This window comes from Solilutibacter pythonis (genome assembly GCF_003697345.1).
GTDB classification, from domain to species: Bacteria; Pseudomonadota; Gammaproteobacteria; order Xanthomonadales; family Xanthomonadaceae; genus Solilutibacter; species Solilutibacter pythonis.
This window is the reverse complement of record NZ_RFLY01000008.1, coordinates 1-21495: the sequence shown is the minus strand read 5'-3', so window position 1 is coordinate 21495 and position 21495 is coordinate 1. Positions and strand designations below refer to the sequence as shown.

General features: G+C 62.5%; 10 protein-coding genes. 9 read left to right on the top strand and 1 reads right to left on the bottom strand.

Going from position 1 to position 21495, the window contains the following annotated elements; genetic code table 11:
• The first annotated feature begins 9 nt into the window (after nucleotides 1-9).
• The 6 genes from EBB59_RS06810 (at nucleotide 10) to EBB59_RS06785 (ending at nucleotide 6802) form a co-directional block, all read left to right on the top strand.
• Nucleotides 10-492 carry an FKBP-type peptidyl-prolyl cis-trans isomerase gene (locus tag EBB59_RS06810; RefSeq protein ID WP_122101408.1) on the top strand — a complete coding sequence of 161 codons (483 nt, stop codon included), beginning with the start codon at nucleotides 10-12 and terminating at the stop codon, nucleotides 490-492.
• Between the two features lie 14 nt (nucleotides 493-506).
• Nucleotides 507-1709, top strand: a complete 1203-nt coding sequence (locus EBB59_RS06805; RefSeq protein WP_245979122.1) for a DUF418 domain-containing protein — start codon at nucleotides 507-509, stop codon at nucleotides 1707-1709.
• Nucleotides 1710-1990: 281 nt separating this feature from the next.
• The gene (locus tag EBB59_RS06800) at nucleotides 1991-4210 is read left to right on the top strand and encodes a TonB-dependent siderophore receptor (RefSeq protein ID WP_122101406.1); all 2220 of its coding nucleotides are present in this window, start codon (nucleotides 1991-1993) and stop codon (nucleotides 4208-4210) included.
• A 135-nt stretch (nucleotides 4211-4345) separates the two neighbouring features.
• Nucleotides 4346-4975, top strand: a complete 630-nt coding sequence (locus EBB59_RS06795; protein ID WP_122101405.1) for a 4'-phosphopantetheinyl transferase family protein — start codon at nucleotides 4346-4348, stop codon at nucleotides 4973-4975.
• A 65-nt stretch (nucleotides 4976-5040) separates the two neighbouring features.
• Nucleotides 5041-5250, top strand: a complete 210-nt coding sequence (locus EBB59_RS06790; protein WP_158601737.1) for a hypothetical protein — start codon at nucleotides 5041-5043, stop codon at nucleotides 5248-5250.
• 31 nt (nucleotides 5251-5281) lie between these two features.
• Nucleotides 5282-6802 (top strand): PepSY-associated TM helix domain-containing protein, encoded by a 1521-nt coding sequence (locus EBB59_RS06785; RefSeq protein ID WP_158601736.1) that lies wholly within the window; start codon nucleotides 5282-5284, stop codon nucleotides 6800-6802.
• Here EBB59_RS06785 and EBB59_RS06780 read toward each other — a convergent pair.
• Complete coding sequence (locus tag EBB59_RS06780) at nucleotides 6768-7523, bottom strand: thioesterase II family protein (RefSeq protein ID WP_158601735.1); 756 nt, start codon at nucleotides 7521-7523, stop codon at nucleotides 6768-6770. The genes EBB59_RS06785 and EBB59_RS06780 overlap by 35 nt on opposite strands.
• A gap of 64 nt (nucleotides 7524-7587) precedes the next feature.
• Between EBB59_RS06780 and EBB59_RS06775 the strand changes: the two genes are divergently transcribed.
• The 3 genes from EBB59_RS06775 to EBB59_RS06765 all read left to right on the top strand — a co-directional run.
• Entirely contained in the window at nucleotides 7588-8634 is a 1047-nt protein-coding gene (locus EBB59_RS06775; protein WP_122101401.1) for a TauD/TfdA family dioxygenase, read from the top strand.
• Nucleotides 8635-8821: 187 nt separating this feature from the next.
• Nucleotides 8822-15340, top strand: coding sequence for a non-ribosomal peptide synthetase (locus EBB59_RS06770; RefSeq protein ID WP_158601734.1), 6519 nt, complete (start codon nucleotides 8822-8824; stop codon nucleotides 15338-15340).
• Nucleotides 15337-21495, top strand: a 6159-nt coding sequence (locus EBB59_RS06765) for a non-ribosomal peptide synthetase (RefSeq protein WP_122101399.1), incomplete at its 3' end; no start/stop codon positions are given. The genes EBB59_RS06770 and EBB59_RS06765, both read left to right, overlap by 4 nt.

Sequence of the window (21495 nt, the reverse complement as noted above, 5' to 3'; positions counted from 1 at the left end):
GAGTATTTCATGAAGATTGAAAAAGACCGGGCCGTCCGTTTCCATTATTCCGTTGCCGAGAAGGGGCGGGCGCCGGTGGAGAACTCGCACGAAAATGGTGAGCCGCTGGCGGTGCTGATTGGTCATGGCAACATCATTCCGGGGCTGGAAAAGGCGATGGAAGGCCACGAGGCCGGTGACAAGTTCAGTGTCGAAGTGGTTGCCGGCGAAGCTTATGGCGAACGTCGCGAAGGGCTGTCCCAGCGCGTGCCGAAGAAGCATTTCCAGGGCGCGAAACTGGCACCGGGTATGCAGGTGGTGCTGAACACCAATTTCGGCCCGCGCGCGGTCACTATCGAAAAGGTCGGCATGACCACGGTGGATGTCGACCTCAACCATCCGATGGCGGGGAAGGACCTCGACTTCGAGATCGAAATCGTCGAAGTGCGCGAGGCCAGCAAGGAGGAGCTTGAGCACGGCCACGTCCACGGCGAGGGCGGTCACCAGCACTGATGGAACCAAGGCCGGTGTCGATTCCGTCGCAGTCCTGCGGCCCGACACCGCCGCAAACGCGGGTCGCGGCGCTGGATGTCGTCCGTGGCTTTGCGCTGTTCGGCATCTTCCTGATGAATATCGAAGGGATGGCCGATACGCTGGCGCGGAGTCAGGGCGGCATCGACCTTTCGCTCGACGGCATCGACCGGCAGGTCGACGCGCTGATCTACGTGCTGGTCCAGGGCAAGTTCTATACGCTGTTCTCGTTCCTGTTCGGCATCGGTTTCGCCCTGTTGGCCGAACGGGTGGAGACCGTCGTCTACCTTCGCCGGCTCGCCTTGCTGGGCGTGATCGGCCTGCTGCACGCCACGCTGGTCTGGCCGGGCGATGTGCTGCTGAGCTATGCGCTGGTCGGTTTGCTGTTGCCGCTGTTCCGGGAGGGATCCGCGCGCTGGCTATGGCGATTCGGCCTTGTCTTCTATGGCGTGGCGCTGGCGATGCTGGTCTGGGGCCTGTGGCTGTTGATCGGTCCGGGCGGTGCCGGTGCGGGAGATTCGCTTGCCGAGATACGGGCGGCCACGATGGCGGCGCAGGCCAGCGCCTATGGCGAGGGGAGCTTCCGCGTTGCCACCGGGCAGCGGTTGTGGGATCTCCTGGTGGTGATGTTCGGGTTGGTTCAGATCGGCCCGCTTCTCTTTGGCATGTTCCTGCTTGGCATGGCTTGGGTGAAACGCGGAGCCATTGCCGATATCGCCGGGCATTGGCTGGATTACCGGCGCATGGCCATGTTCGGCCTGGGGCTCGGATTGCCGCTGATGGTGCTGGCGGCCTGGCTGGCGCCGGATATTGGCGACATCGCTCACTGGCGGGGGATTGCCGGCATCCTGCTGGCGTGGGTTGCGCAGTTGTGGATGTGCCTGGGGTATTTCGCGGCCATTGTGCTGCTGTTTCATCGCCACCCATCGGCACTGTCCTGGTTGGCGCCGGCGGGTCGGATGGCCTTGACCATTTACCTGCTGCAATCGTTGATCAGCACATGGATCTTCTATGGTTACGGACTGGGGTGGTTCGGCCAGTTGCCGCGTGCCTGGCAGCCGCTGTACGTGTTGGCGGTGTTCGCGGTGCTGGTGGCCTTCAGCCATGTCTGGTTCGCGCATTTCCGTCATGGCCCGCTGGAGTGGCTATGGCGCTGGGGCACTTACGGCGTGCGTCCGCCAATGCGGCGGGTGGCATGAATCACGCCTTGCCCGAGTGGCCACGGATGGCGGGCGGCGGGCCAGTCAACACGCGCTTGGCGCAAGTAAACGCGCATCCGAAGTAGGGGAGGTAGGTCGCACTGTCGCTTAAGCAGTACCGTGCTCGGCCGATTCAACGAGCATCAGATGGGAATGTGGTCGGACCAAGCTCTAAGGCTCAATGCTTTAAGAAGAATTGGCGAGCCATCTGCCCCGGGTGCTTGATAATGATTCGCATTTGTATGGATAATGCTCTCCTCTCAAGCTGTTCAGGCGAGTAAATGAAGCTGCGGAAAAGAACTCTTGCTGTACTGGTCTCGGCCTTGATGCCGCAGTTGGCGCTGGCGGCCGATCCGGTCCACGATCCCGACGGGGTGCCCGCTGTCTCTACCAGCGAAGTGACCACCCTCGACACCATCACCGTAGTCGGCACCAATCCCGCCCGCTACAACAGGGACGGCTCGTCGGCAGCGCTGGGTATTGACGCGTCGGTGTTCAAAACGCCTCGCAACGTCGTTGTCCTGCCCGAGCAGATCCTGCTGGATCAGAAGATCACGCAACTTGACGAAGCCCTCAAGAATGTCAGCGGCGTCAGTCGTGGGCACGGCTTTGGAGGGACCTACGACGACGTGTTCCTGCGCGGTTTCCGCGCTGAAACGATCTATCGCGATGGTCGCAGGCTGACGTTCAACCAGCGCAACTCGACGACTGACATTGAACGCATCGAGGTACTGAAGGGCCCCGCTTCGCTGCTGTTTGGCGCGATCGAGCCCGGTGGCGTGGTCAACATCGTCACCAAACGGCCGAAGGCCGAGGCCCGGCGCTACACGGAGCTGACCGTCGACGAGTACGGCAAACGCCATATCATGGGGGATTTCACGGGTCCGCTCAACGCCGATGGCAGCTTGTTGTATCGGCTGGCGGCTTCCTACGAGAACTCCGATACCTTCCGTAACGGCCACAAGGTCAAACGTACGTTCGTCTCGCCGAGTCTGATCTGGCGTCCCACCGACAGCGACGAGCTGCGCTTCACTTACAACTATTTCAACGAGACCCTGCCGATCGATCGCGGTGCGATTGTCGGCAGCTTCAATGGCGAACGTCGGATCGTGCGCACGCCACGCTCGCGCACCTTCGGCGAAGCGTGGGAGAACAGCTGGTCGACCGGCCATACGGCTGACCTGCAATACCGTCACGACTTTGGCACACATTGGGACGTGCAAGTTGGCTATGCTCATCAGAAGACCAACTCGCGTGACCTGCAAGTGCGCGCCAGGGATTACTATGCTGAAGACACCGTGATTGGCGGCCGTGCAATTCCCGCTGGCACCCTGATCCGCAATGTCACCAGCAATGATCCCTTCAATGGTACCTCTGGCCAGTACAACCTGCGTCTGACTGGCCAGTACGATAAATACAGCTTCGTCGTCGGCACCGACGGCGGCTACACCAATACCAGCGAAGGCGCGTTCAACGGGCACATCGAGACGGTCAACATCTATACCGATGGGCCGTTGTTCAACGTTTTCAATCCGATTTACGGCAATCTGCAATCGGGCGGGCTGATCAGGAGCCGGCAGCGCAGTTACAACTACAACTATCGTGGGTTGTACGTGCAGAGCGTGATGAAGCCGACTGAACGCGTACTGCTGACCGCGGGATTGCGCCGGGACTGGTATCGGGTGGCCAGTTACAACCAGCCCTATGCCAAAGGGCAGCCGAATGGTCCGGCCATGACTGCCGATCGTCAGTGGAGTGACAATTCATACCAATTGGGGGCTTCGTGGGAGTTCGTCGATGGTCTGGCGCTGTACGGTAGCCGAGCTACGTCGTTCACCGTCCACCCGTTCTTCAATTACGACCCGAACTCCAGGCCCCAGACGGGCGAGCAGTGGGAAGGTGGCCTGAAGGGTCATCTGTTGGATGACCGCGTGCAGTTCACCTTGAGTTGGTTCAATCTGCGTAAGACCAATATCCCGACTTTCAATCCGGATTTCAACGGCACCAACGACCGCTTCCGTTTCATTGGCGAGGCGCGCTCCAAGGGCATCGAGTTCGATGTCACGGTGCGCCTGACCGAAGGTTTCAACCTGATCGCCAGCTACTCGGATTTTGACTACGCAGTCACCAAGGATCTGGACCCAACGCTGCTGGGGAAGACCAATGGCAACGTCGCGCCGCGCAGCGGCAACGTGTGGGGTACCTATGAGTTCCGCGATGGATCACTCAAGGGGTTCGGCTTTGGTGCGGGTGTCAACTACGTATCCAGACGCTTTGGCAACGATGACAACACCTGGATCATTCCGTCGTACACCCTGTGGGACGCCACCGCCTGGTACTACCTGCCCGTCGGTGACAGCAGCAGCCTGCGCTTCCAACTGGCGCTCAAGAATATCACCGACAGGACTTGGTACTACGCCTCGGACGGCGACCGTTTTGCTCCCAGTGTCAACATCGGCTCCCCGAGGACGGCACTGTTCTCGGTGGCTTACCAGTTCTAAGCGGCTAGTGTGAACCGTCTCGATCATGTCGCAGCTGTCTCTTCCCGCACTCTTGGGCGCGGGCAGAGGCATGCGGTACGAGAGACGTGGCTGGATGTCTGGTTCGCGATAACGGCTGTTGCAGTGGCTCCCTGCGTGGATCGGGACGAAGCGGCGGCCATCGCGCGCCTGCTGCATGCGCGCGACCGCGATCGCAGCTTGCGCGCGCATTCGCTCAAGCGACGGATTCTTGGAAGCTACTGTGGACATGCAAGACCTGAGCAACTCGCGTTCCGGCACCAGTCGAGCGGAAAGCCGTACCTGGCGGAGCCGTGCGCTCCCGAGGCGCCACTGCAGTTCAATATCAGTCACAGCGAGGATGCCTTCGCGATGGCGGTGGCGATGTGCCCGGTCGGCGTCGACATCCAGTGGCGGGACTCTTCCGTCGATTTCGCGGCATTGGCTTCGATCGTCTTCCATCCCGCCGAGATCGAGCTGTGGCATAGAGAGGGGGCGACTACCAAAGGGTTTTACCGCCTGTGGACTGCCAAGGAGGCCGTGTTGAAAGGGGAGGGGGCGGGTTTTCTCCGTGAACCTCGCGATGTGGATGTGAGTGTGTGGGTTGGAGATCGGGGGCACGCCAAGATCGCGGGCGATGCCTGGACTGTCATCAGCCGCCAGGTCGGCGAGTATTCGCTTTGCGTTGCGGTACCTTCCGGGGCGAGTCCGAATCTGCTCTGGTACACGTTGGACGAGCCGGGCAATGCACCAGGAGCGCTGCAATGATGCGCGTGGAAGCGGTGTAGTCGATGTGGGCCCGGAGTGCAGCCGCGCTGCTCGGCGGGGCGGTGGTGACCGCTACGCTCATGCTCAACCTGGCTTGGCTGTCGTTCGTGCAGTTCGATGTCGTTCTGCTGTGGATCCTGCTTGCCGCATTCCCGCTGTGGGTGGCGTTGGCCTTTTACTGCTATCACGTCCGCACGTCCGCACGTGCCTGGGCCGGGCTGGGGGTGCTCGCAGTGCCTTCGATCGTGATCAACGCGGTGATGTATGCGACCTAGGCCGAAGACGTCAGGCGGCCTGGCAGGGCTTTTGATCTCGCACAGTTGGCTGGGGCTGATCGGTTCCTGGGTACTGTTCCTGGTGTTCTTCACCGGCGCGCTGACCATGTTCAAGCGCGAGATCGACCTATGGGAAAAGGCGCCGGAGTACCTTGGCAGCCAGGGGCGCGCGGTGGCGAGTCTCGACAGCGTGCTGGCGGCCACCCAGGTACCTTCGACAGTGCGCGATCCACATATCGAAGTGCTGCTGCCCGGTCGATTGAGCGCCTACTATCAGGTGTTCGTCTACGACGACGAGGGTGACTACTACCGCGCCGATGCATTCCACCCGGTCACCGGCAAGCTGTTGCCTGCGCCGGAGCTTACCGGCTTGGGAGAGTTTCTGGAGGAATTCCACAAGGAACTTTACCTGCCGTTAGGGCATTATCTGGTCGGTTTGGTGACTTTTATTTTCTTCCTGGGGCTGGTAACCGGTCTCGTACTGTATTGGCCCAAGCTGAGTTGGGCTTCGCTGACTTCGATCCGCTGGAAGCGTCCGCGAATGCGCTGGCTCGATCTGCACAACTCGGTGGGCGTATTCGGATTCCCCTTCCACCTGCTGATGGCGTTCACCGGCACGATCTTGAACCTGGCGTTGTTGATCAGTCTCGTGATCGTCTGGGGGCGGTTGGATGGCAATTCGCAACCGCTTATGACCTTGCTGTTTCCACCGGCGTTACAGGTCCCGGTAGCAGGCGAGCCGATGGTATTGCGCGGATCGGATGGGTTGATCCACGACGCTGAGCAACAGTTTGGCCTCGAACCGCTGCGAGTGTCCGTTCACCACTTCGGCGACCGTAACGCGATGCTGACCGTCCACGGTCACGGTGTCGGTTCGTTCGCACGAACGGGGCAGATCACTTATCAGGTCCATGATCGAACGATCTTGCGAGCGCTGCATCCGGCCAAGGCGAATGCACTCGCGCATGGCTACGAAGTAGTCTTCCGTTTGCACTATGGCGACTTCGGTGGATTGGCGCTGCGCTTGCTCTATTTCATCCTCGCACTCGCCAGTTGCCTGTTGATTGCGACCGGTAATCTGTTATGGCTGGAAAAACGCCTTGCACAACGCAAGCCACCACGCGGGCTGCGTCTGGTCGCTGCATTGAGCGTCGGAAGCTGTGGTGGGGTGATTCTGGCAATGGCGGTTGCCATGTGGACGACGCGATTGATACCTATCGATGCGGCAACGCGGATGGATTGGGTGATCGGCGCGTTCGCCACCATACTTCTGGCAGGCCCTTTTGTGGGGTGGTGGGTGCGAAGGCCGCGACACGCCTTGATTTGCCTTCTGTTAGCCGCAGCTGTGCTGTTCGCCCTGTTGCCATTGCTCGACTGGCTGCGTTTCGGCAAGGCGCTGATGGCTGCCATCGGCGATGGCGATGGCGCGGTAGCACTAGTCCATATGTTATGTATGGGATTGGCGGCAAGCTGCGCCATGGCAGCGCGCTGGTTGGCGCGGGACAATCTGCAAGGCGCTAACCTGCGGTACGGAGTGGCGTCGGCGAAATGAGTGTCTCGACAAGGACATCGGTAATCGCCTCGACCTGATCGCGTAGGAAGAAGTGATGGCCGGCCATTTCGATGATGGAAACGGGGCCATTCGTACAACTGCGCCACCCCTGAAGCTTGGCCACCGGGATATCCGGGTCCTGGTCGCCACCGATGACCGTCATGGGCACATGCAGAGTGTGTGGATCGGGATGCCAGTGATAGGTTTCGCAGATGGCAAAGTCGGCGCGCACCGTGGGCAGGATCAAGGCCATCAGATCACTATCGGCGAGAACTTCCACCGGCGTGCCATTCATTTGCGACAGCTTTGATGCAAGTGCGGCGTCATCGAGCTCGTGATAGCGCTCGGTGTGACGTGGCAGTTGGGGCGGACGAGCGCCCGAAAGGAACAAGTGGCGCGGCATTGCCCGTTCATTCGCGGCCAGCGTGCGTGCAAGTTCATAGGCTAGCAGCGCACCCATGCTATGCCCCCACAATGCGAAGTCGCCATGCAGCACGTCGTGCAGTTCGTTCGACAGCCAGTGAACTACATCGCGCAGCCGCGTCTTGGGAGCTTCCATGATGCGGCGCCCTCGTCCCGGGAGCTCCGGTGCGATGACATCGATGCGTCCTTCCAGCGCCTGGATCCAGGGTGTAAACACATATTGGCTCCCACCTGCGTAGGGCAGGCAGATCAGCTTGGGGCGCTGTATTGAACCTACGTCACATTTCTTCAAATGCAAATGACAATCATTCTTAATTTAGTGTAGTGTACTCCGAATCAGTCCACTTTGGAGAGGTGTTGGGATGGCGGATGACTTCAGGCCGTTGGACGACGCAGCATTGGCGGGAGCCACAGCGGATCTCACTACTTTGCAGGTGAGCTGTGTTGATGCGGCACGACGCTTTCCTTTGCTGGTGGAGCCCGTCGAAACGGGTAGTTCAATCGAAAATGCGATCGCTGACATCGGTCGACTGACCGATCGGCTGCTGTATAGGCACGCTGGTATGTTGTTTCGTGGGTTCTCGGTGGCTGACCTCAATGTGTTCGATGGCTTCGTCCGGAGCTTTGGACATCCGCCGATCAGTTATGAGTTCGGGTCCAGTCAACGCTCCATGCTGACGAAAGGTGTCTATACCTCGACCGAGTTCCCGAAGAACCGATCCATACCGCTGCATAACGAGCAGGCCTACACAACGGCCTGGCCGATGAAGATCTGGTTGCATTGCGTAATTGCAAGCCCGGTTGGCGGGGAGACACCCGTCGCGGATAGCCGGCGCATCTACGAACGGATCGATCCGGCCATCCGTGAGCGTTTCGAACGCATGCATCTGCTCTACGTGCGCAATTACGGCACGGGGATGGACCTGTCGTGGCAACAGACCTTTGGCACGGAGTCGCGCGGCGATGTGGAGAACTTCTGCCATGAAAACGGCATTAATGTGCAGTGGATCAACGACAAGCAACTGCGCACGGAGCAACTGGTGCAAGGTACGGCATGGCATCCAGTGACCAAGGTGCCAGTGTGGTTCAACCAGGCGCATCTGTTCCATGCCTCGAGCCAGGGCGCGGAAGTGATGGCTATGTTGCTGGACATCCTCGGCGATGCGCGCAACCTGCCAAGGCATGTGTTCTATGGCGATGGCACGCCGCTCGAAGACAGCGTGCTCGAGCACATCCGCGGCGTGATGGCCGAAGAATCGGTGAAATTTCCGTGGCGGCCGGGCGACATCGTGATGCTCGACAACATGTTGGCCGCGCACGCTCGCGAGCCGTTCGAAGGCGAGCGCAAAGTGGTGGTTTCCCTTGCCGAGCCATTCTCGCTCGATGAGCTCGAACAGCTAGCGGCCTGACGGCTGCCAGCCAGCTCCGCGTCCATGTGGGCGCTCCTTTCCGGCTTGCGCCGGCGATCCTGATTAACCGGGAGGCACAATGCTGTCTGCAATTTTGGCCGACTACTGGCGACGTGGCGGCGTACTGACAAGACACGACGGCGTGTGGACGCCGGCATCGAACAATGCTCCGACACCGGGTGCGGACATGCAGAGGGTGCTCACGGCGCAGCAGTCGGAGCTTGATGCGCTACTCCATACATTGCCCGACTTTTTCGACTGGCGACCGCTCGCCGGTAATGCGCGCTCATTGTGGTTTCTCTATCGCGTGACACCCACCAGCGCGGCATGGCACTGTGCCGCGGTGCTTGACTTGAGTGGCGATGTAACCGAGGCGCAATTGATTGCGGCTTGTGAGCGTCTGTGCGATCGCCATCCAATGTTGCGCGCTCGGTTTGGCGAGCGGGAGGGCGAGCCTTGCTATCGGATCGAAGCCGTGCATGCCAACAAGTGGCGACATTTCGCGCCTGTCGAAACTTTCGAGACCGCTCGCAGCGCGCTGCTTGACGAGGCCGACGCGCCATTCGCACTTGAGCAAGGTGAGGTGATGCGCGCCAGCACTGTTCGTGTGGGCGATCGTCTGCTGGTGTCCTTGGTGCTGCATCACATCATTGCGGACTTTTATTCCGCGGAGGTGCTTGTCAGAGAACTCGTCTGCGAGCTGCAGAAGCAGCCGGTGAATGCGCCGACCAGCGACTATGAGCATTGGCAACGCGAATGCGCTGAGTATCTCGTTTCAGCACGTGGGAAGAACTCGCTCGCCTATTGGCAGCAACTGTTGCAGGACGCGCCGGTCGCATTGGATCTGCCAATAGATTTTGCTCGGCCCGCACAGCGGACGTGGACCGGCGAGCGTCTGGATCACGAGTTACCCGCGGCGCTCTGTATGCGTGTCCGCTCGCTCGCTGCTGAACTCCAGGTCACGCCCTACACGATCCTGCTTGCCACGTACCTGCTATGGCTCTGGAAGCTGAGTGGCCAGGATGATTTTGTCGTGGGTACGCCAACCCTTGGACGCCATGGCGCCCGCCACCGCAGCATCGTCGGATACCTCGCCAATCCAATGGCGGTACGTGCGCAAATGCATGCCGACAGCTCGTTCATCGAGCTTGTGGCGATGTTGAAGTCGCAACTGGAGGCTTCGCGGCGGCATCAACGCTACCCACTGGCACAACTGCTGGAAGATTTGGCGATACCCCGTCGCGCGGACCAGGCATCTCTGTTTCAGCACTTTTTTACCTACTCGCAGGCGCGTCACGAATGGGGTGATGCGCTTGGGCTGGAAGTGCTGCACATGGGCATGCGCGGTGCGGCGCACGAATTGATCCTGACGGTGTTCGAGGACGGTGACCGGCTGCGTTGCCAGATCGGCTACAACGACGCGCTGTATGCATCCGAGACGGCGCAGGAATGGCTGCTGGGCTATTCGGATCTGCTCGCGGCGGTTGTACGGGAGCCGGGATTGAACGTGGGCGCGGTCACATGGGGTGGGCAGCCGCAACCCGGAGAGAGCGGCGCTGATATCGATGCAGGCCCGACTCATGCGATTGCGCGAATCGAGGCCACGCCCGGGACGCGGATAGCTCTACTGGAAAGCGACCGAACTGTCGATTTCGAGACTCTGCGTGCCCGTGCGCGCAATCTTGCCGGTGCGTTGCAAGCGCATGGCGGTGACGTCGTCGCCGTGGCACTGCCGCGAAGCGCCGCCCAGGTCACGGCCATGCTCGCGGCCTGGTACGCGGGCCAGGCGTGGCTGGCGCTGGACATGCAACTGCCGGATGAGCGACTCGGATTCATGGTCGAAGACAGTGGCGCCCGCTTGGTGCTCGGCGAAGGCGCGCGACCGTCCTGGTTACCGGAGACCGCGCAATGGCAAGTGCTCGATACGCTCTCGCCAGCACCTTATCGACCGATTGCCCACGATCCGGATGCGCTGGCCTATCTGATCTATACATCGGGTTCCACGGGCCAGCCGAAGGGCGTCGCGGTGACGCACGCGAATCTGTGTGGCTACGTGACTGGCATGCTGGAACGCGTGCGCCCTAGTGAAGATGCGGTTTTCACCACACTCGCAACGGTATCGGCCGATCTCGGGCATACGTCGTTGTTCGGTGCGTTACTGAGCGGTCGCGCATTCCGATTGATCGGCGATGAGTGGGGGCGCGACCCGAATCAGCTTGCGGAGCATCTGGAGCGACATCCGGTCGATGTGCTCAAGATCGTGCCATCGCATCTGCAGGCGCTGCTGGTGGTCGACCGGCCACAGCGTGTGCTGCCACGAGAGGTGCTGATCTGCGGCGGCGAAGCATTACCCTGGACTCTGGTCGAGCGAGTTGGCGCTCTGTCGCCGCAATGCCGTGTCTTCAACCACTACGGGCCGACCGAGACTACGGTAGGCGCCACCTGCATCGATGTGGCCCAAGCGACACGTGGTACGCCATCGGTCGCGATCGGCACCCCGCTGCCGGGCTATCACACGCTGGTGCTCGACGCACGCGGGTCTCCAGTCCCGCGCGGTGGCATTGGCGAGCTGTACATCGGCGGTGCTGGCGTCGCCAATGGCTATTGGAAGCGCGATGACTTGACGGCAGAGCGGTTCTTGCCCGACCCGCGTGATCCGCAGGCAAGGATGTATCGCAGCGGCGATCGGGTGCGGCGTCTGGCCAGTGGAGAACTGGTGTTCCTCGGCCGCATGGACGATCAGGTGAAGATCCGCGGCTACCGGGTCGAGCCCGGTGAAATCGAACAACGTCTACGGTCGCTGGAAGGTGTCGAACAGGCAGTGGTGATCGTCCAGGAAGGGGGCAATGGCGCGCGCCTCATGGCGTGCTATCGAGGTGAGCATATCGACCCGCTTGCGGCTCTGCGCGCCAGCCTGCCTGACTATCTGCTCCCTGTGCGGTGCCTGCGCGTGGAAGTGATCCCTGTCACGGCGAATGGCAAGGTGGATCGCGCGGCGTTGTGCGCCTTGCTCGACGCGCCGGTGGAGGCGGGTGGCGAGATTGCCACGCTGGATGAGTTCGAACTCCGCCTGGTCGCCTTGTGGCAGCCGTTGTTTCCGGGCATTGAACTGGGGCCTGATTCGTCGTTCTTCTCCCTGGGCGGAGACTCGATCGATGCACTCAGGCTTGTGGCGGAAGCGCGCAAGCATGGCATGACAATGACGCCCGCGATGCTCGTCGAAACGCCGACGCTGCGCGAGCTGGCCGAACGCATTCGACCGGACGCGAATCTTCGCGAGCGCCTGCGCGGGTTGTGGTGCGAAGTCCTCCAACTCGACCACGTCGCGGCAGATGCGGACTTTTTCGCGCTGGGTGGGGATTCGATCGCGGCATTGAAGCTGGTCGCAGCGGCGCGCAATAAGGGATTGGACATCAGCCCTTTGCGGTTGCTCGAGCATCGCACCGTTGCGACGCTGGCCGCCGATCTTGCGCAGTACGGGCCTCGATCGATGGAGCAGCCATCCACCGATCTCGAGCCTTTCGCACTGATATCGTCGGAGGACCGTGAACAACTGCGTCATGCACGTTCCGATGCGGTGGAAGCGTTTCCCCTCTCGCCACTACAGGAGGGCCTGCTATATAACGCGTTGGCATCGCCGGAGTCTGGCCATTACGTCAGTCAGCAGGTTTTGCACCTGAACGGCGATCTCGATCTAGCAAGCCTGCGTGCGGCGTGGCAAACCCTGCAGGAGCGCCATGAGAGCCTCCGTCTGGGCTTCGACTGGGAACACGCCAGCCGGCCGGTGCAATGGTTGCGAACGCAGCCAACGGACGCTTGGCGGGAACAAGACTGCTCGGCGCACGACAGCGCCTGGATCCAGCGCGAGCTCTCGTTGTTGTGCGAATCCGAGCGCGCCAAGCCTTTCGTACTGGACGAGCCGGGACTGGTACGGCTGTATGCCGTAGTCGCAGGACGGGAGGAGACTTGGCTCATCTTCACCGTGCATCACCTCATCATCGACCGCTGGAGCGCCGTGCTGCTGCTGGAAGAGCTGGCCGCGCTCTATCGTGGTGAGCGTTTGCCGGCAGCGCCCCGGTATCGCGATTACATCGCTTGGCTTGAGACACAACCATCGGAGCCGGAGATTCGCTTCTGGCGCGAGCAGTTGCTCGACCATCAGGGCGGAAAAGAACTCCCCGTAGCCGCGACACCGGCCACTGGAACGTATGTCACCGAGGCACGCCTGGGCGCATCCGAGACCCGAGCGCTACGTGAGTGCGCTGCCCGTCTGCAGGTGCCAGTGGCCAGCGTGTTGCAAGCTGTGTGGGCGGTGCTGCTGAGTCGTTACACCAACAGCGCGGACGTCTGCTTCGGCCTGACCGTGAGCGGTCGACCGCCCGCGCTGGCACAGGCGGACCGGATGGCCGGCTTGTTTATCAACACTGTGCCGATGCGCGTGCGCCTGCGGGCGGAACAAACGCTTGCTCAGCTGTGCCTGCAGGTTCGTGATCAAAGCTTTGCACTGCAGGCGCACGATCGTTTGCCGCTGGCGCAGATCGCTGCCGCGGCGGGTTATTCCAATGGTGCGGTGCTGTTCCGTAGCCTGCTGGTGATCGAGAACATTCGCTTCGACAACACGGTGTCGCTTGGCGACGGTGTGATCTGCGAACGCGTGCACGCCACCAGCGCTACCCATTTTCCGCTGTTGGTTCAGCTTACGCCGGAAGACGAAAGTCTCCATGTGCTGCTGCAAAGCCAGCGCGCGGAGGTGGATGATGAGTTTGTCGATAGCGTGTTGGCCGACTGGCAGCGATTGCTGCGCGAGTTCGCGCAGTGTGTCGAGAACCCGGTGGCCGGTTGCGGTCTGGTTCCCGCGCGGGAGTGGCCGCGATGGATCGCTTTGGGACAGGGCGAGACACCTCGCTTCGCCCACGACACCGAATCCGACTCGTTGGCGCAGTGCGTCGAGCGTGTAGTGGAAGCTTTCCCCGACTTGCCGGCGCTGGCGGGCGAGGGCGCGACGCTGAGTTACGCCGCACTCAATCGGAGGGCGAACCAACTGGCCCACCATCTGCGCGAGTGCGGTGTCGGCCCGGGCGTGCGTGTGGGTTTGGTGGCCGACCGCAGCGTCGCCATCACGGTAGCGCTGCTGGCGGTGCTCAAGGCCGGTGGCGCATATGTCCCACTCGATCCCGAATATCCCGCGGCCCGCATCGCCTTCATTCTCGACGATGCGCAGTGCCGGCTGGTGTTGGCGTGCGGAACGGTGGGTGAATGCACGAGTGATTTCAACGGTTCGGTCATCGATCTGGACGACGCCGCGTTCGATGAAGTGCTTGCACACCAACCCGACACCAACCCGCGTTGCGAGCACGATGCCGATTCGGCCGCGTACCTGATCTACACGTCCGGCTCCACCGGCCAGCCCAAAGGCGTCGTGGTGCCGCATCGCGGCCCGCTGCACCTGATGCTGGCGACGCAATCACTGCTGCCGGCGGCGCCTGGCGATCGAGTGCTGCAGTTCACCGGTCTGTACTTCGACATGTCGGTGCTGGAATGGCTGTGTGCATGGACGCAGGGCGCTTGCTTGCAGCTCATTGCGCGCGAGGCCACCCGCTCGGGCGAACAGTTGCTCGATTACCTGGCCGACAAGGCGATCACGCACCTGATCGCCCAACCGGCAGTGCTCGCGCCGCTAACGCCTCCGCCGCTGTCGAGTCTGCGCCATGTGCTGCTGGCCGGCGATGTGTGCCCGGACGAGTTGGCTGCACGCTGGGGCGAAGGGCGCACGTTCCACAACGCGTATGGCCCTACCGAGGCGTCCGTCATCGTTACGGCCGACCGGTTCGTGCCGGGTCGAAAGATCACGCTAGGCAGGCCGCTGCCGCATGCCCAATGCCATGTGCTTGACTGGGCCGGTCAACCTTGCCGCCCGGGGCTGGTGGGCGAACTGCATCTGGCAGGCGCCTACTTGGCCAGCGGATACCAAGGTCTGCCCGAGGAGACCGCTGCCGCGTTCCGCACGCCGAAGCACGGCCCGCTCGCGGGCATTCGTCTCTACGCCACCGGCGATCGGGTCCGATTGCTTGAGGACGGTCGACTGGAGTTCCTCGGTCGGCGTGATTCACAGGTCAAGATCCGCGGCCAGCGAATAGAGCTGGCCGAGATCGAAGCTGTGTTGCGCAAGCAGGACGAGGTCGACGAAGCCGTGGTTCTGGTGCATCGCCACGGAAGCGATAACGCCTGCCTCGTGGCCTTCGTGCAAGGCAAGGCCGCACCCGCAACGTTGCGGTCGGCATTGCGCGATCGCCTGCCGTCTCACCTGATCCCGGCGCACATCGAGTGTGTCGATACTTTGCCGCAGACCCCAAGCCGCAAGATCGACCGGCGTGCATTGGCGGGGCAGGTCGAGGACGTATTGCGACCAATCGCGCCGGAGATGCCGCGCAGCGCCACCGAGCAGCGCCTGCAACGTCTCTGGCAGACGCTGTTCAACCGCGACCCCATTGGCGTGATCGACGACTTCTTCGCCTTGGGCGGCCATTCACTACTGGCCACCCGGTTGGCGGGTCTGATCGCACAGGAATTCGAGCTGCGTCTGGATCTACGTCGCCTATTTGCCACCACCACCATCCGCGAGCAGGCGCAGTTGATCGACGCCTTGTTCGCCGTTCAGGCCAGCACGGAAAGCGCAGAGCCGATCATCGAGTCTGGATTCCTATGACCGCTCTTGAAATTCTCGAATGCGCCCGGCGCGCCGGCATCGTATTGCATGTGGAAAACGGACGCCTGGGTTACAAGGCCACACGCGCGCCACTGGACGACGAACTGCGAAGCGCCATCGGCGCTTGCCGCACGGAACTGATCGCACTGTTATCGGCGGCCGATCAAGGCGCCGACGATTGGCGCATCCAGCCCATCGCCACCAGCGCTCTGGATGAAGCTGCGCCGCTCTCGCTGGCGCAGGAGCGGTTGTGGTTCCTGGAGCAATTCGAGCCGGGCAGCACTGCTTATCATCTGAGTGCACTGTTTGAGCTGCATGGCCCGCTGGATGCCGACGCGCTCGAACGTGCCGTCACTGGCTTATTGGCACGGCATCAGGTGTTGGATCGTCGGCTGCTCGATGGACGAACCGCAGTCGCGACCGAAACGCCGTTCGCGCTGGAAAGGATCGAGTTGCGAGACGAAGCGAAAGCCAGAATGGCGGTGGCCGCATTCCAGCGCCAACCATTCGCACTGGATCGAGAACGGCCGCTGCGGGTACAGCTGGTCGCGCGTGGCGAGGCTCATGCGTGGCTGCAAGTCGTCGTACACCACATCGCCTGCGATGGCGTGTCGTTGGCCGTGCTGACTCGCGAGCTGAGCGCGCTTTACCGAGCCGAGTGCACGGGAGCGCCGGCCATACTTGCACCGCTGCCGTGCCAATACGGTGACTACGCGCGTTGGCAACGCGATACGCTCGATCGGCACGTCACGGCGGAAGCCTTCTGGCGCCAGACACTGATGGACGCCCCACGTCTGCATGGGCTGTTGCTGGATCGCGAGCGGCCGGCGCAACTCGGACTGGCAGGTGCGAAGTGGCGGTTGCCGTTCCCCACAGGACTGGCCGAGCGCGTCTCCGACTATGCGCGCGGTTGTCGTGCAACACCGTTCCATGTGCTGCACGCTGCTTACGTCGCACTACTGGCCCGCTTTGGCGCGGGCGACGACTTGTTGGTCGGCACGCCGGTGGCAGGACGCACACGCGCCGAGTTTGAGCCGCTGGTTGGCCTGTTCGTCAATACCGTCGTGTTGCGCACGCAACTGCACGATGACCCGGACTTTGCCACCTTGGTTATGCGCTGCCGCGACCAGCAACTGGCGGCATTGGAACACCAGGATCTGCCATTGGAACGCGTACTGGAACTGCTTGAAGTGGAGCGAAGCAGTCGGCATGCACCGTTGTTCCAGCTGATGTTCGCACTACGTCACGACGCTGACATCGTCCTTGATCTGGATGGCGTGCAGGCATGTTCACTGCCCGTACCGGATGAGGTCGCCAAGCACGAGTTGACCCTGGAAGTGCTTATCGGCGAGGACGACATGAGCGCAGTCTGGGAATACAACACCGCGCTGTTCGACCAAGCCATGATCGAACGCTTGGCCGCGCACTACTTTGAAGCGCTCGACGCAATGCTCGACGCACCGGCGCAACCGGCACTGGCGTGGCCGCTCCCGGCCGAGCAAACCGCGCTCGACGACCGACGTGTGGAAGGGCACGCTTCCAGCTCCACGGTGCTGGAAACGATTGCAGAAGTGGCGCGACGCCACCCCGACCGCGTGGCGCTGGAGGCCGTCCACCCGTTGCGCTATGACGAATTGATGCGAGCGGCGCATGCACGCGGCCAATGGCTGCAACGGCACTCGTCAAGCAGTGCGGCACGGGTAGTTGCCTTGTGCCTGCCGCGGTGTGTGGATTGGTACGCGACCTGGCTCGGCGCCTGGCTCGTTGGCTATACGGTCGTACCGCTCGATCCCGATTGGCCCGAAGCGCGCACGCGCGCGATCGTGGCCGACAGCGGCGCGGCGTTGGTGGTGACGACGGCGGCCTTGCTGTCCCGCTTTGACGCGGGAACAGCAGTCGCCGTGGACGATGCGCGATTTACCGGGCCAGGTGAAGTGGACGCCGTTGCGCATTGCAAAGGCAACATCGCCTACTTGCTTTACACCTCAGGCTCGACTGGCGCAGCCAAGGGCGTCGCAGTCTCGCATGCCGCGTTGGCCGAGCATATCGCCACCATTTCGCAGACTCTTCATCTGCATGCCGAAGACCGGGTTCTGCATCTGACCAATCCAGCGGTCGACACCACCCTGGAACAGATGCTCGCGGCTTGGTCGGTCGGCGCCTGCGTGGTCGCGCAGACCGGCGATCTGCCGGAACCGGAACGCTTCCTGGATGTCGCCACGGCGGAGCAGATTACCGTCACCGATCTGGCGCCTGCCTATGCCAATGCAGTGGTGGCCGCGACCACCGCCCGCGACTGGAATACCACTGCATTGCGTTGCATCGTGGTCGGCGGTGATGTACTGCCGCTGACATTGGCGCGACGCTGGCGTGAGCTGGGCTTGAACGAACGTTGCGAATTGATCAACGCCTATGGCCCGACCGAAGCGGTGATCACCAGTCATATGCATCCAGTCGGCCAGGAGTCCGGGCCGATTCCGCTTGGGCGCGTATTGCCCGGACGTCTCGCCATGGTGCTGGATGCCCACGGGCGTCTCGCGCCACGCAACGTGCCCGGCGAGCTTGCGCTGGGGGGCGTGCTTGCCGATGGCTATCACGCGTTGCCCGCCTTGACCGAAGAGCGATTTGTCACCTTGGCGCTGCCGTCCGGTGAGAGGGCACGTGTATATCGCAGCGGTGACCGTGTGCGCCTGTCGGCGGACGAGCAGCTCGATTTCATCGGTCGCGACGACTTCCAGATCAAGTTGCGCGGGTACCGGATCGAACTGGAAGAAGTCGAGAAGCACCTGATGGACCTGCCCGGCGTGGCCGCTGTAGCTGCCGGTGTGGTAGGCCAAGGAGCAGAACAGCGCCTGGTGGCGTGGTTGGAAGCCTCGCAAAACGAAGAAACTGTTTGGCGGCGCCTTCTCGCGGCGCAGTTGCCGACGCATATGGTGCCCACGCAGTTCATTGTGCTGAAGCCGCTGCCGCGTAACGCCGCCGGCAAGATCGATCGTCATGCCTTGCCGGAGCCGGCACCCATCGCGGCTGATGTGTTCATCGAGCCGCGTAGCGACGCCGAGCGCGCGGTGGCGACCGTCTGGGCCGAAGTGCTTCAGCGGCCTGTCGTCGGGCTGCACGATAACTTCTTCCGTCTTGGCGGCGATTCGATCCGCAGCCTGCAAGTGATCGCACGACTGCGAGAGCGCGGATATGAGGTTACGCCCAAGCTGATGTTCGAGTATCAGACCGTGGCCGAACTCGCGGGCCAGTTGGCTTCGACGCAGGCGAAAGCGCCAGAAATAGCGCCTTTGCATGGTGTCGTACCACTGAGTCCTATCCAGCGCTGGTTCTTCGCCGCACACTCGCGGCAACCCGATCTCTACCACCAGTATCTGGTGTTGCGGTTGAAGCAGCCGGCGAATCCCGCACATCTGGCCCGGGTATGGGATCGGCTGTGGCAGCGTCACGACCTGTTGCGGGCAAGTTTCCAGCGCGAGGGCGACGACTGGTGTCAATCCGTGGCCGCGCCGGGTCCGGCGCCTGCCGTCGTGCGTTTCGACTGGCGAGGGCGGGGCGATGCGGACGCACTCGTACCTGGTGCGCTGGAAGTCCTGCAACGACAGACGCCGCTGCGGGGGCCACTGGCCGTCGTGGCTCTGGCCCAGTGCGATGATGGCGAACGCTTGCTGGTCTGCGCTCATCATCTGATCATCGATGGCGTGTCATGGCGCCTGTTGATCGGCGAGCTCTTTGATGGCCTCGCGGCATTCGCCCGTGGCGAGGACTGGCAGCCGGGCGCTCGCACGGCCACCTATGCAGACTACGTCGCTGCATTGACGCACGCAGCCGATGCGGGCGATTTCGATGCCGATTTTTGGCGGGAGGTGGATGGCGAGTCGGCGACATGGCTACCGCAGGATCGAGTCATCGCGCTGTCGGAAGCGCGTCAGGGCAATGTCGAACGTCGCATGCAGCGTTTCGACGCAACATTGACCGCGGAGCTGCTGGAACGAGCCGGTACCGCCTATCGCTGCCATACCGACGAGTTGCTGCTGATTGCGCTTGCGCGTGCGCTTTCTGCACAAGCCGGAAAGCTCCGTGTGCGGATCGATCGCGAGCGCCATGGCCGCGATGTACTTGCCGAGCGCGACTGGTCGTCCGTGTTGGGTTGGTTTACCGCGGTGCATCCGTTGCCGTTGATGTTGTCGGGCGGCACGCTGGCCGACGATATCGTCGCGCTCAAGGAACAGATCCGGGCCGTTCAACAACGCGGCCTGGAATACCTCCCGTTGTGTGCCGCCGGTCATCTCACCGAGCAACCCCCAGGGCAGGTGTTGTTCAACTATCACGGTGTGGTGGATACCGGCGGGCATCCAGGCTTTGAACTCGATGCGCAGGCGCTGCCCTCCAGTAACGGCGCCGACAATCCGCCCGATGTCTTACTGGAAATCAACGCACGTGTCGTCGGCGCGCGTCTCGAACTGGCATGGAACTACGCCGGCGAAGCCTTCGATGCCTCGACGATCCAACGTTGGGCCGACGCATTCGCCGATGAACTGAAGAACCTTATCGCCCATTGCCTGCGACCGGGGCAGGGGAGGTTGACGCCGAGCGATCTGCCTCAGATGAGGTTACCTGGGCACGAGTTCACTGTGCTGGCTGCGCGAGCGGATGGCCAGGCGATCGAGCGTGCGTTCCCTCTGACTCCGCTGCAACGCGGCGTGTTGGTGGAAAGCCTCCGCCGTAGCGGTCGCGATCCCTATTTCCAGCAGACCGTGGCGGAACTCGAAGGCGATGTCGACGTGAATGCGCTGGCGCGCGGCTGGCAAGCCACGGTCGCCTGCCAACCCATGCTGCGTACGGCGATGCTATGGGAAGGAATCTCGCTGCCGCACCAGTTGGTCATCACCAAGGCCACAGCACCTTGGCAGGTCATCGATTGGTCCGCGTTGGAGGACGGCGCTCAAGAAGCCGCGTTGCGCGCGTGGCTCGAAGAAGATCAGGCACGCAGCGTCGATCTGGCCGAGCCCCCGCTGGCGCGGATGTGCCTGTTCGTCCGTGGCAAAGGGCGTTACTGGCTGGTATGGAGTATCCATCACCTGATCGTCGACGGTTGGAGCACGCCGCTGCTGGTGTCGCAGATACTCGAGCACTACCGCACGGCCGCGCGCGGTGCGGTGCCGAAGGTGGCGCCGGCGCCGGACTTCGCCCGCTATCTGGCGTGGCGCGACCGGCAAGACCTGTCCGCGCAGCGCGAGTGGTGGCGCGAACGACTTGCCGGCTACCAAGGCGCGGTGGCGTTGCCGTCTCCGGAACAGCCCGATACGCCGGGGCGCCGAGAGGAGTGCGTATTCGCGCTTTCCGACGCGGATAGCGCCCAGGTACGCACGTTCTGCCGCGAGCATGGCTGCACGCTCAGTGAATTGCTCAGCCTGGCCTGGGGCCTGGCCGTCGCGCGCTATGGCAACAGCGATGACGTGGTGCTGGGCGTGACGCGCTCCGGCCGTCCGGCCGACCTGCCGGGTGTCGAAAGCATGGTGGGCGTATTCATCAACACCCTGCCGTTGCGCCTTCGTATCGACCCGGAAAAATCGGCCAGCGATTGGCTTGCCAAGCTGCGCGAACAGATGGTGGAGATCGCCGCCAACGACGTCGTCGCGCTCGCCGACGTGCTGCAAGACAGCGGCCTGTCGGCAGAACAGGCGTTTTCCAGCTTGTTGGTGGTCGAGAATTTTCCGGCGATGGATATGGCCGACCTGCCGTTCCGGCTGCACGTGCGCGAAACCCGCTCCGCCAATCATTACGCGCTCACCCTGCGTGTGTCCGATCGCCAACAGTTACGTCTGGAAGCGCTGTTGGATGCTTCGCGTATCGCGCCCGAGGCGACAGCGGCCATGTTGGAGTTCACCGCCTTGACCTTGTTGCACGTGGTGGAGACGCCGGAGTGCCGCGTGGCCGACCTGCTGCGTACGGATGCGGCAATCGATACGGCCGCACCCCCGCCCATCGTGACCGCTCCGGCGGCAACGCTTCTGTGGTCGCAGCCGGCGGACGCGCTCGCAGTACTGGAAGGCGATCGCGCATCCACCTATGGCGAGCTGCACGCCGCCGCGGCATCGCTCGCGGCGGTGCTGGATCGGGCCGGCGTGCTGCCGGTGCGCACGTCGCGTTGT